Raw genomic sequence first — 12263 nt, 5'->3', positions numbered from 1 at the left:
GTTCCTCAGGCTTGGGCGTTGGCTTTGATCAGGCGGTCGTACGCATCCTGATCCAACAGCTTAGCCATTGCGTCGGCGTCGGTCGGTTTAAAGCGGAAGAACCAGCCTTCGCCCATCGGGTCTTCGTTGACCAGTTCCGGGCTGGCGTCGAGTTTGTCGTTCACTTCCAGCACTTCACCGTCCAGAGGCATGTACACACCACTGGCGGCCTTGACCGATTCTACCGTGGAGGCCTCGGCGCCCTTTTCATAGGACTGCAATTCAGGCAGTTGCACAAAAACCACGTCCCCCAATGCGTTCTGCGCGAAAGCGGTAATGCCGACGGTAACGCTGCCATCGGCTTCGGCACGCAGCCATTCGTGATCTTCAGTGAAACGCAACTCGCTCATGGAAACTCCTGGGGCCAGATTCGTCTGGTGGACGCGAAGGAAGGCGCGGGGCTTGGCCCGGCCGAATGGCTATACCCTTAGCAAGAATGCGGCCAATATGGATAAGTGCTTGTAAATCAATGGTTTGATCGGATCTTTCAGGACGGGAATCCCCTCGTCTGTAGCGAAATCGCTACAGCTATGAGGTGCAATAAAAACGTTGTGGGATCAAAGCCTTGCGCAGCGCAGATTAGCGAAGGGTGTAGCGATATCGTTCCGCTGTAGCGCTTTCAGTACAGATGGAGGTCGTTTTTGGCTTGATTCTGAACGCAACGCTGGCCCATGGAACACCCAAAAAGTCAGGTGGTTGTCCACCTTCTCGGGGGGCCGTCACCTTGTGGAAGCGAGCTTGCTCGCGATAGCGGCGGATCGGTTTACACAGCAGTGACTGGCAGTCCCCATCGCGAGCAAGCTCGCTCCCCCAGGGTCTACGGCTTGTTGGAAATCCCGTACTTGCGCAACCGATGGGCAATCGCGGTATGGGAGGTTTGCAAGCGGCTGGCGAGTTGGCGGGTGGAGGGGTAGTTGACGTAGAGGCTTTCGAGCAACTGTTTTTCGAAGGTTTCCACGGCCTGTTCCAGGCTTTCGACTTCCACGTCGCCCTGACGCGCGACGGAGGTGCCGGCGATGTCCAGGTCGCCGATGTCCACCAGGCTGCTTTCGCAGATAGCCGCGGCGCGGAAAATCACGTTCTGCAGTTGCCGGACGTTGCCCGGCCAGCGGTTGCCCAGCAGCGCCGGGTACGTCCCCGGAGCCAGGCGACAGACCGGACGCTGGATCTGCGCACAGGCCTGCTGCATGAAATAGCGCGCCAGCAGCAGGATGTCCTGGCCACGTTCGCGCAGGGGCGGGACTTCGACGTTGAGCACGTTCAGGCGATAGAACAGGTCTTCGCGGAACGAGCCTTCGCTGACCATCTTCTCCAGGTTGCGATGGGTGGCGCTGAGGATGCGTACGTTGACCTTGATTTCCCGGTCGCCCCCGACCCGGCGGAAGCTGCCGTCGTTCAGGAATCGCAGCAACTTGGCTTGCAGGTACGGTGACATTTCGCCGATTTCATCCAGGAATACCGTGCCCTGGTTCGCCAATTCCATCAGCCCGGGCTTGCCGCCCCGTTGCGCACCGGTGAAGGCGCCGGGGGCATAGCCGAACAGTTCGCTTTCAGCCAGGTTTTCCGGCAGGGCGGCGCAGTTCAAGGCCAGGAACGGCGCGCTGTGGCGGGCACTGATGGCGTGGCAGGCCCGGGCCACCAGCTCTTTGCCGGTACCGGTTTCGCCCTGGATCAGCAGCGGTGCATCCAGGGCCGCCACCCGCTGGGCCCGGGCCTTGAGGGTCCGGATCGCCGGGGATTCGCCCAGCAGCGCATCGAAGCCTTCGGCATGGTCGTGGTGCAGCGCCGACAGGCGTTCACCGATGCGATTGGGCTGATACAGCGTCAGCAGCGCCCCCGCGTCGGTGATGGGCGTGGCGTCCAGCAGCAGCGTCTGGCCGTTGAGGGTGACTTCCCGCAGTGGCAGGCGGAACCCGTTTTCCAACAGGGCGCCCAGCAGCGCTTCATCGCCGAACAGCCCGGCCACGCTCTTGCCGGTGGGGTCACGTCCGTACAGGGCGATCAATGCCGGGTTGGCCAGCAATACATTGCCGGCGCTGTCCAGTGCCAGCACCGGGTCGGTCATGGCGGCCAGCAGGGCGTCGAGCTGCAGGTGCCGGCGCTGGCCGGGCAGGATATCCACCACGGTGACCGACTGCACGCCCCGCACGGCAAACAGCGCCTCGCGCAATTCATCCAGCACTTGCGGGCTGAGGGTCGGCGCATCGATGTAGACGTTGGGCGGCACCATCTCCACCGCATCCAGATTGAGATTGCGCCCACCGAGCAACGCCAGGACTTCCTGGGTGATGCCGACGCGGTCGATGAAGCTGACGTGGATGCGCATGGGGCGGTTTCGGGTTCTGGACGACGAAGGGTGGCAAGTATGCCTTGGGGCGGGCTATTGGTGAAATCCTGGTGCGAGGCTTGAAGCTGTACAGCGATTCCCTCTGGGAGCGAGCTTGCTCGCGATGGCTGTCAGCCAGTTAACAAAGGGGTGGCTGACACGCCGCCATCGCGAGCCAGCTCGCTCCCCCACAAAGGCTCCCGCGGATGAAGGTTACAACCCCATATCCCACTCTGGATCCTCGGGAAACTTCAGTACCAGGAAATCCACCAGGCTGCGCAGCGCCGACGGCATGTGCTTGCGTGAGGCATACACCGCATACATGGCCATCTGACGAGGTTCGGCGTGAGGCAGCAGGCGGATCAGCTCGCCGCTGCGGATATGAGTGCCGGCCTGGTAGCTGGGCAGCATGGCCACGCCGGCGCCTGCCATGGTGACCCGCAGCAGCGTGCTGGCTTCGTTGGTGCAGATGTTGCCTTGCACCGGTACCGAAACCTGCTCGCCGTCCTGCTCGAAATGCCAGAGGCTCTTGCCCACATAGGAGTGGGTCAGGCAGTTGTGCCCGCTCAAGTCTTCGACCCGCTGCGGTGCCCGGTGGTCGCGCAGGTAGGCGGGCGAGGCGCAGATCACCGAGCGACAGACCGTGAGGCGCCGGGCGATCAGGTTCGGGTCCAGGTCGTTGCTCATGCGGATGGCCAGGTCGATACGCTCGTCCACCAGGTTCACGGTGCGATCGAGCAATTGCAGGTCGACTTTCACGCCAGGGTATCGCTTGACGTATTCGACCAGGGCCCCGGCCAGTTGGGCCTGGCCGAACGAGGGGCTGGCGCTGATGCGCAGCATGCCCCGGGGCACATCGTCGGGTGTGCTGACCGCCGCTTGCATGTCGCCAGAGAGCTCCAGCATCTGCCGACAGCGCGGCAGGATCTCCGTCCCCGCGGCCGTCAGGCTGAGCTTGCGGGTGGTGCGGTGCATCAAGCGGGCACCCACCCAGTCCTCCAGTTCCGCCAGGTAGCGCGACACCACCGGGCGCGACAGCTCCAGGTGATCCGCCGCTGCCGACTGGCTGCCCAGGTCCACCACCGTGACGAACACCCGCATTGCTTGTAGACGATCCATGATTTGCCCGATTTCAGAAACAAACTATGTTCGATCATCGCATTTTTTGAAATCAATCACGTCACTAAGCTCCGTCTCATTCCCTTCCGGGCTTTTGGACACTGGAGCATCCATGACCGCATTCACCCCACTCAAACGCCTGTTCCTGGTAGGCGCATCGATGGCATTCGCCGCCCACGCCTGGGCGGCCGAGCTGACGCTCGATGTCTACAACCCCGGCACGGCGGCGATCTTTCCCGTGACCTCGGTGCTGGTCAGCGGCGAGAAGGAGGCCATCCTGGTGGACGCCCAGTTCGGCCAGTCCCAGGCGGCCCAGGTGGTGGAAAAAATCCGCGCCAGCGGCAAGCGACTGACCACCATCTACATCAGCCACGGCGATCCAGACTACTATTTTGGTCTGCAAACCCTGACCGCCGCGTTCCCTGAGGCCAAGGTGCTGGCCTCCGCGCCGACCGTCGAGCACATCCGACAGACCGTCGAGGGCAAGCTGAAGTATTGGGGGCCGATCCTGAAGGCCGACGCACCGGCCAAGGCCATCGTGCCCCAGGTACTCAAGGGCCACAGCCTGACCCTGGAAGGCAAGCGTCTGCAGATCGTTGGCCTGGAGGGCCCGCAGCCGGACCGCAGCTTCGTGTGGATCCCCTCGATCAAGGCCGTGGTCGGCGGTGTGGTGGTGGCCGAGAACATTCACGTCTGGATGGCCGACACCCAGACGCCGCAGTCCCACCAGGACTGGCTGGCGACGCTCGCAGGCATTGAAAAACTGCAGCCGAACACCGTGATCCCGGGCCATTACCTGGGCGAAAGCGTCCGCTCCCTGGCGCCGGTGGCATTCACCGCCGGTTACATCAAGGCCTTCGACGAGGAAACCGTCCGGGCCAAGGACTCCACCGCGCTGGTCGCCGCCATGAAGCAGCGTTATCCGGAGCTGGGCGAAGCCAGCTCCCTGGATCTCAGTGCCAAGGTCGCCAAGGGAGAAATGAAGTGGTGAATCCCGATCTGTGATCGGAGCACCGTCGTGTCGAGAGCATAACCCTCTCGCCGCAAGAGCAGGTATTCAACATCGCGAATCACTGGAGAACATCATGAGCAAGATCGCAATCATCGGCGCCACCGGGCGTGCGGGCAGCCAGCTGTTGGAAGAAGCGCTGCGTCGTGGTCACAGCGTTACGGCCATTGCCCGCAATACGACAAAGATCGGCCAGCGGGCCGGAGTGACCAGCAAACAACTGGACGTGCTCGATAGCGAGGCGTTGACCGCCGCGGTGACAGGGCATGATGTGGTGATCAGCGCCGCCCACTTCGCCACCGTGCCGGCCGACAAGGTCATTGCGCCGGTGAAGGCGGCTGGAGTCAAGCGCTTGCTGGTGGTGGGCGGGGCCGGTTCGTTGCTGCTGCCGGATAACAGCCGGGTGATCGACAGCGATGGCTTCCCGGAGCAATACCTTGCCGAAGCCACGGCCGGCGCGTTATTTCTCGACGTGCTGCGCAATGAACAAGACCTGGACTGGACCTTCCTTTCGCCTTCTGCGGAGTTCGTCGAAACCGAGCGTACCGGCCGGTTCCGTATCGGCGAGGATCACTTGCTGTTCGATGAGTCCGGGCGCAGCTGGATCAGCTTCGCCGATTACGCCATCGCCATGATCGATGAAGTGGAAAGCCCGCAGTTCCCGCGCGCCCGCTTTACCGTCGGCTACTGATCCGGCGCCTCGTGCCCCCGGTGGGAGCGAGACCGCTCCCACACCCGGCTGTTCAGGCGTGAACTCTCACCCAGACGCTGACCAGTAGCGTCGCGGCCATCAGCCAGGCCACTGTCGCCACGGCCAGCGAAGCTTCCAGGCGCATGCGATCGACCATCACATACAGCGTGCCCAGGTATACCAGGTACGGAATGACCGACCACATGCCGAACACGATGGTGGTCTTCAGGTCGTCCACCGAGCGACCCTTGCCGACAATGTAGTGAGCGATGAGGGCAAAGGTGGGGAACAACGGCACCAGCCCGGCGATGTAATAGTTCCTGGTCTTGGCGAGCATCGCCAGGATGACCACGACCGCCGCACCCAGCGCCGCCTTGAAAATCAGGTCCACCGTTTCATCACCCCAGGTTAATGGCTCAGGCCGTATTTCTTGACTTTGTCGAACAGCGTGGTCTTGGCCATGCCCAGCTCCTGGCTGGCCTGGGTCAGGTTGCCACCGCTGCGTTGCAGGGCGTCCGCCAGCAGGTTGCGCTCGAAGGCTTCCACCGCTTCGGCGAAGGCCAGCCCCTGGCCGCCACTGGCTCCGGGTTTCTTGAAGGCCGGCAGGCCCAGGGCGAAGCGCTCGGCGACGTTACGCAGTTCTCGCACATTGCCCGGCCAGTCGTGGCTCATCAGGTTCGACAGGGTCTGGTTATCCAGCTCCGGCGGCGTACGGTCGAAGCGCAGGGACGACTGCTGGAGGAAATGTTCGAACAACTGGAGGATGTCTTCACGTCGTTCCCGCAGGGGGGGCAGTTCAAGGGTCACCACGTTGAGACGGTAATACAGGTCGCTGCGAAACTGCCCGGCGCGCCCCATTTCATCCAGGTCGGACTTGGTGGCGGCGATCACCCGGCAATCCACGGCCACGCTCTGGTTCGATCCCAGGCGTTCCAGGGTGCGCTCCTGCAATACCCGCAGCAGCTTGATCTGCAAGGGCAGGGGCATGCTCTCCACTTCATCGAGAAACAGTGTGCCGCCGTCGGCGTGCTCGATCTTGCCGATCCGACGCTTGCCGGCCCCGGTGAACGCGTTGGCCTCGTGGCCGAAAATCTCGCTTTCGAACAGGTTTTCCGGCAGGCCCCCGCAATTCAGCGCAACGAACTGTTTGTCGTGGCGGCGGCTGAAATCATGCAGGCAACGGGCGACCAGTTCCTTGCCGGTGCCGGTTTCGCCTTCGATCAGGACGTTGGCCGAGGTGTCGGCAACGTTGGCGATCAGCTCCCGCAAGTGCTGCATGGCCGGGGAGCGGCCGATGATCCGACCTTCCAGGGAGTCGCGTTCGGCCAATTGCCGGCGCAGGGAGGAGACCTCCCGGGCCAGGCTGCGCTGCTCCAGGGCGCGGCGGGCGACATCCACCAGGCGTTCGGGGGAGAAGGGTTTCTCCATGAAGTCGTAGGCGCCTTTCTGCATGGCGCCCACCGCCATGGAGATGTCGCCATGGCCGGTAATCAGTACCACCGGCAGGCTGCGGTCCCGCGCCTTGAGACGGGTCAGCAGTTCCAGTCCATCGATGCCCGGCAGGCGGATGTCACTGATGACGATGCCGGCAAAATCATCGCCGACCCGCTCCAGGGCCTCTTCGGCGCTGCCCACGCCGATGCAGGGAATGTCTTCCAGGGCCAGGGCCTGCTGGCAGCCCAGCAGGACATGGGGATCGTCCTCGACGATCAGTACGCTCAGGTCGTTGTTCATAGCGGCTCGGCAGGTGAAAGGCTTACCAACGGTAAACTGAGGACGAAGGTGGTGCCACCGTCATCGGGGTGCTCGACTTCCAGGTGACCGCCCGCAGCGGCGGCCAGGCTCGCCGAGAGGGTCAGGCCCAGGCCAAGGCCCTGCTCGCCGGGTTTGGTGGTGAAGAAAGGTTCGAACAGATGCTTGCGTGCCTGCGGATCGATGCCGTGGCCATTGTCCCGCACCCGCAGGCGATACTTGCCCTCCAGGGCTTCGCCTTCAAGCCACAGTCGAGGCTCGGCCTGCGCCTGCATGGCATCCAGGGCATTGCCCACCAGGTTCCCGAGGATCTGCTCCAGGCGTGTCTGGTCGATCTGTACCTGCACGTTATCGAAATCGGCCTGCACCTTCACGTTCAGGTTCTCAAGGCGGGCGCCCAGCAGTTGCAAGGCGGCCTCGACGGCCTTGCCGAGGCTGGCCCGGCCCTGGTCGTCCCCACGTCGGGCGAAGGAGCGCAGGCTGGCGGTGATCCGGCCCATGCGGTCGATCAGTTCATTGATGGTCTTGAGATTGGCATTGGCGATATCCAGCTGGCCACGCTCCAGGAAGCGCACGGTATTGCCGGACAGGGTGCGCAGGGCCGCCAGTGGCTGGTTGAGTTCGTGGGCGATGCTGGTGGACATCTGGCCGATAGCCGCCAGTTTTCCCGCCTGGACCAGTTCATCCTGGGCGCGACGCAGGGTCTCTTCGGCCTGGCGGCGTTCGCGGATCTGGTTCTTGAGGCGTTCATTGCTGGCCCGCAGGTCGCTGGTGCGTTCGGTAATCCGCCGTTCGAGCTGGTTGTTGGCTTCCTGCAGGGCCTCGCGGGCGGCGAGGCGGGTGGCGATAACCTTGCGTCGCTCGTTCCAGGCGATCAGCAGGAACGCCACCAGGGCGAACGCCACCGCTACCAGGATGCCTTGGTTGACGGCCTGTCGGCGCAGGTCCTCAAGCGGCGTCAACAAGGTGAAATTCCACGGTGTATCGCTCAGGGGGCGGGTCTGGGAGAGGTAGCTGATGGCTTGTTTGTCGGGCGCCACCTGGGTGTTGGCGGGGAAGGTCAGTTTTTCCATGCCTTCGGTTAGCCGCTCCCGGTCCAGAGGCACCAGTTCGTTCAGCGGGAACCAGTAGTATTGAAGGCTGCGGGCCAGGCGTTCCTTGGTTTCGTCGCTCAGCGGTCGTACCGACTTGAGCCGTCGTGCCGGATCGCTGGAGAGAATGATGACGCCATTCTCGTCACTGACGAACGCCTCCAGGCGGGCCCGTTGCCAGCGTTCTTCGAGGGCTTCGAGGCGCACCTTGACCACGGCGACGCCGATGATCTTGCCTTGTTGCTCCAGGCCATGGGCCAGGTAATAGCCGGGCTCGCCGTTCGTACTGCCGATGCCATAGAAGCGGCCCGGTTGACCACGCACGGCGTTCTGGAAATAGGCCCGGAAAGACAGGTCTTCGCCCAGGTAACTGTCGACATCGCGCCAGTTGCTGGTGGCCATGACCCGACCGGTGGTGTCCATGACGTAGATGGCCCGGCTGCGGCTGCGTCGGTTCAGGCCTTCGAGGTATTCGTTGACGGTCTTGCGATGCTCGGGTGTCGGGTCGTCGAGCAGTTGCGAGACGCTGGATTCAAGCTCCAGCAGGCTGGGCAGGTAGGTGTACTTGCTGATCTCGCTCTCTACTGCGCGGGCATGCAGCTCCAGCTGGCGCTCGCCGTTCTCGGCCAGGCCACGGATGCCGTAGTGCTCGCTGATCCAGAAACCGAGATAACCCAGGCCGATCGTCAGGGCGATGATCAGCGGTGGCAGCAACAGGTGGCGGATCAGGCGAGGTTTCACGGCGAGTGATGGCGGCGCGGCGCGATAAAGGGTGGGGTCGCATTTCATCACAGAAGCCTTGGGTCAACCACAACACAAATCTACAAGCCAACACTGGATCCTTGTGGGAGCGAGCTTGCTCGCGATGACTGTTTACCGGCCGACAATAATGTTGACTGACAGTCTGCTATCGCGAGCAAGCTCGCTCCCACAGGGGAGAGTGGTGTTGTTTAGTGCTGCAGGATCTTCTCGAGGAAATGCTGCGCACGTTCAGAGCGGGCGCTGATGTCGCCGAAGAATTCTTCCTTCGCGCAATCCTCGATGATCTGGCCCTGGTCCATGAAGATCACCCGGTTCGCCACTTTGCGGGCGAAGCCCATTTCGTGGGTCACGCACATCATGGTCATGCCTTCGTGGGCCAGTTGCACCATCACATCGAGCACTTCGTTGACCATTTCCGGGTCGAGGGCCGAGGTCGGTTCGTCGAACAGCATCACCACCGGGTCCATCGCCAGCGCCCGGGCAATGGCCACGCGCTGTTGCTGGCCGCCGGAAAGCTGGCCCGGATGCTTGTGGGCATGGGCGGAGAGGCCGACCCGTTCAAGCAACTGCAGGCCTTTCTTGGTGGCTTCTTCCTTGCTGCGACCCAGCACCTTGATCTGCGCGATGGTCAGGTTTTCGGTGATGGTCAGGTGCGGGAACAGCTCGAAGTGCTGGAACACCATGCCCACCCGCGAACGCAGTTTCGGCAGGTTGGTCTTCGGATCGGCGATGGACGTGCCGTCGACCACGATGTCGCCTTTCTGGAACGGCTCCAGGGCATTCACGCACTTGATCAGCGTGGATTTGCCCGAGCCCGACGGACCGCACACCACCACGACCTCACCCTTGCTGACCTCGGTGCTGCAATTGGTCAGTACCTGGAAGTCCCCATACCACTTGTTGATGTTCTTGATAGAGATCATACGGCGAACCTTTTTTGCAGACGCTTGACCAGCAGCGAGGCGGCAAAGCTGATTGTGAAGTACACGAGACCTGCGATGATCAGGAACTCATTGGAGCGGCCGATGATGTCGCCACTGGCCCGCGAAGCATTGAGGAAGTCCACCAGGCCGACCGTGTAGACCAGCGAGGTGTCCTGAAACAGGATGATGCTCTGCTGCAGCAGCAGCGGGGTCATCTTGCGAAACGCCTGGGGCAGGATGATCAGGCGCATGGTCTGGCCATAATTCATGCCCAGTGCCTGTGCCGCGCCCATCTGGCCCTTGGGGATCGACTGCACGCCGGCCCGCACGATTTCGCAGAAATACGCCGCCTCGAACATCATGAACGCCACGACGCAGGAGCCGAACGCACCGATCGGGGTGTCCTCGCCGGTGATCCAGCGCAGCACGAATGGCACCGCCAGGTAGAACCAGGTGATCACCAGCAGCAGCGGGATCGAGCGGAAATAGTTGACGTAGGTGCCGGCGATGTTGGAGACCAGCTTGTTGTGGGACAGGCGCATGAGGGCCAGGATCGTTCCCAGAACGATCCCGCCGACCACGCCCAGGGCCATCAGCTTGAGCGTCATCACCATGCCGTTCCACAAGCCGGGAATGGCCGGGACGATGCCCGTGAAATCGAATTCCATCATTTACCCCCTACGGAGATCAGGCCGGGCACTGCCACTTTCTTCTCGACCATGCGCATGAGCAGCATCAGGCTCATGTTCAGGGTGAAGTAGATCAGCGTCGCCAGGGTGAACGCTTCGAACAGGTTGGCGGAGAACTCGGCGGTCTGCTTGGTCTGCGCCAGCAACTCCATGAGGCCGATCAGCGAGGCCACGGAGGAGTTCTTGAAGACGTTGAGGAATTCCGAGGTAAGCGGCGGAATGATGATCCGGTAGGCCTGGGGCAGCAGCACGTTCCAGTAGATCTGCGGCAGCTTGAAGCCCATGGCCCGGGCGGCGGATTCCTGGCCCCGCGGCAGTGCCTGGATACCGGTGCGCACCTGTTCGCAAACCCGGGCGGCGGTGAACAGGCCCAGGCACACGACGACGCTCAGGTAGGCCGAGGTGGTCGGGTTCAGGTCCTGCTTGTACCATTCCTGCAGGTTCTCGGGCAGCAGGTCGGGTATCAGGAAATACCAGATAAACAGCTGAACCAGCAGTGGTACGTTTCGGAAGAGCTCCACGTAGCAAGTGGCGATACCCGACACCAGCCGGTTCGGCACGGTGCGCATCACGCCGAGGATCGAGCCCAGCAGCAGGGCAATGATCCAGGCCGCGACGGCGATGGCAATGGTCCAGCCCAGGCCGGCCACGTACCAGTCGAGATAGATCTCGCTGCCCACGCCGGTGGACTTGAAGAACACGCCCCAGTCCCAGTTGTAATTCATCAGGGTCTCCCCTCAGATCGTTCGATGTACAAATGCCCGCCTGGGGAAGCTCCGTTCCCGTCCAGCCTTGACGGCCGGGCACACGCGTTCGGCTCGATAGCACCGGTTCGAGTGTTTCCTGAAAATTGCCAGCAGGGAGTGACCATCCCCTGAAAGGGCCGGGCCCCTTCAGGAGATAAGGTTAGTCAGAAAATCAGGACTTCTTGTCGTCAGCCGCCTTGTCGGTCGGATTGGCGATCAATGCCTTGAGCTCGTCGCTCATCGGGAAGTTCAGGTTCAGGTTCTTTGGCGGGATGGGCTGGGTGAACCATTTGTCGTAGATCTTGTTGATTTCGCCCGACTTGTAGGTGGCCACGATGGCGTCATCCACGGCCTTTTTGAACGGCGCGTCGCCCTTGCGCATCATGCAGCCATAGATTTCATACGACTGTGGGGTACCGGTCACTTCCCAGTCGCTGGCCTTCTTGGCCTTGGCGGCTTCGCCGGCCAGCAGGGCGTCGTCCATCATGAACGCAACGGCACGGCCCGATTCCAGCATCTGGAAGGACTCGCCGTGGTCCTTGGCGGAGATGACGTTCATGCCCATCTGCTTGTCGGCGTTCATCGCCTTGAGCAGGCGCTCGGAGGTGGTGCCGGCGGTGGTCACGACGTTCTTGCCTTTGAGATCGTCGAAATCCTTGTACTTGGAATCTTTCTTGGAGAGCAGGCGAGTGCCGATCTCGAAGATGCCGACGGAGAAATCAACCTGCTGCTGGCGTTCCACGTTGTTGGTGGTGGAGCCGCACTCCAGGTCCACGGTGCCGTTCTGCACCAGCGGGATACGGGTCTGGGAGGTGACCAGGTTGTACTTGACCTGCAGGTTCGGCATGTCCAGGTCTTTTTTCAGCGCCTCGACGACTTTCAACTGGATGTCGTGGGAGTAGCCGACCGGTTTACCGGAAGCGTCCGCGATGTAGGAAAACGGAATGGAAGCGTCGCGATGCCCGAGCGTGATGACGCCGGACTCTTTGATCTTTTTCAGCGTGCCGGTCAGTTCGGCCGCGAAGACTGGAGTGCTGATCAGAGCGGCAGCAATGGCTGCGCCCAGGAGATGGGGAACGATACGCATCGATGTTTCCTCGACATTGTTTTTTTTAT

Annotated in this window: 12 protein-coding genes; 2 read left to right on the top strand and 10 right to left on the bottom strand. The window is 62.2% G+C overall.

Annotated features, from left to right (window positions below; all coding sequences use genetic code 11):
* Window positions 1-5: 5 nt before the first annotated feature.
* The 3 genes from gcvH to BT179_RS17795 form a co-directional block, all read right to left on the bottom strand.
* Window positions 6-389 (bottom strand): glycine cleavage system protein GcvH, encoded by a 384-nt coding sequence (gcvH, locus tag BT179_RS17805; RefSeq protein ID WP_072395067.1) that lies wholly within the window; start codon window positions 387-389, stop codon window positions 6-8.
* 467 nt (window positions 390-856) lie between these two features.
* Window positions 857-2365, bottom strand: a complete 1509-nt coding sequence (locus tag BT179_RS17800; RefSeq protein ID WP_072395066.1) for a sigma-54-dependent transcriptional regulator — start codon at window positions 2363-2365, stop codon at window positions 857-859.
* 213 nt (window positions 2366-2578) lie between these two features.
* Window positions 2579-3484 (bottom strand): LysR family transcriptional regulator, encoded by a 906-nt coding sequence (locus BT179_RS17795; protein ID WP_072431870.1) that lies wholly within the window; start codon window positions 3482-3484, stop codon window positions 2579-2581.
* 112 nt (window positions 3485-3596) lie between these two features.
* Here BT179_RS17795 and BT179_RS17790 point away from each other — a divergent pair, with 112 nt between their 5' ends.
* Window positions 3597-4475 carry an MBL fold metallo-hydrolase gene (locus BT179_RS17790; protein ID WP_072431869.1) on the top strand — a complete coding sequence of 293 codons (879 nt, stop codon included), beginning with the start codon at window positions 3597-3599 and terminating at the stop codon, window positions 4473-4475.
* A 94-nt stretch (window positions 4476-4569) separates the two neighbouring features.
* Window positions 4570-5184, top strand: a complete 615-nt coding sequence (locus BT179_RS17785; protein ID WP_072431868.1) for an NAD(P)-dependent oxidoreductase — start codon at window positions 4570-4572, stop codon at window positions 5182-5184.
* A 52-nt stretch (window positions 5185-5236) separates the two neighbouring features.
* Here BT179_RS17785 and BT179_RS17780 read toward each other — a convergent pair whose 3' ends face one another.
* The 7 genes from BT179_RS17780 to BT179_RS17750 all read right to left on the bottom strand — a co-directional run bounded on the left by BT179_RS17780 (window position 5237) and on the right by BT179_RS17750 (window position 12234).
* Window positions 5237-5566, bottom strand: a complete 330-nt coding sequence (locus BT179_RS17780) for a GlpM family protein (protein WP_165887865.1) — start codon at window positions 5564-5566, stop codon at window positions 5237-5239.
* Between the two features lie 26 nt (window positions 5567-5592).
* Window positions 5593-6870: a two-component response regulator AauR gene (locus BT179_RS17775; RefSeq protein WP_231991131.1), complete on the bottom strand. Its 1278-nt coding sequence runs from the start codon at window positions 6868-6870 to the stop codon at window positions 5593-5595.
* Window positions 6871-6914: 44 nt separating this feature from the next.
* Window positions 6915-8816, bottom strand: coding sequence for a two-component sensor histidine kinase AauS (locus BT179_RS17770; RefSeq protein ID WP_072395060.1), 1902 nt, complete (start codon window positions 8814-8816; stop codon window positions 6915-6917).
* A gap of 161 nt (window positions 8817-8977) precedes the next feature.
* Window positions 8978-9712 (bottom strand): amino acid ABC transporter ATP-binding protein, encoded by a 735-nt coding sequence (locus BT179_RS17765; protein ID WP_072395058.1) that lies wholly within the window; start codon window positions 9710-9712, stop codon window positions 8978-8980.
* Window positions 9709-10380, bottom strand: a complete 672-nt coding sequence (locus BT179_RS17760; protein WP_072395056.1) for an amino acid ABC transporter permease — start codon at window positions 10378-10380, stop codon at window positions 9709-9711. Before BT179_RS17760 ends, BT179_RS17765 begins: the two co-directional genes overlap by 4 nt.
* Window positions 10380-11126, bottom strand: coding sequence for an amino acid ABC transporter permease (locus BT179_RS17755; RefSeq protein ID WP_072395054.1), 747 nt, complete (start codon window positions 11124-11126; stop codon window positions 10380-10382). Before BT179_RS17755 ends, BT179_RS17760 begins: the two co-directional genes overlap by 1 nt.
* A 193-nt stretch (window positions 11127-11319) precedes the next feature.
* Entirely contained in the window at window positions 11320-12234 is a 915-nt protein-coding gene (locus tag BT179_RS17750; protein ID WP_072395052.1) for a glutamate/aspartate ABC transporter substrate-binding protein, read from the bottom strand.
* Window positions 12235-12263: the final 29 nt, after the last annotated feature.

Source organism: Pseudomonas sp. NFACC43, from assembly GCF_900119645.1.
GTDB lineage: Bacteria > Pseudomonadota > Gammaproteobacteria > Pseudomonadales > Pseudomonadaceae > Aquipseudomonas.
Note: the sequence above shows the minus strand (reverse complement) of the source record. Positions and strands in the feature narration are given on the sequence as shown.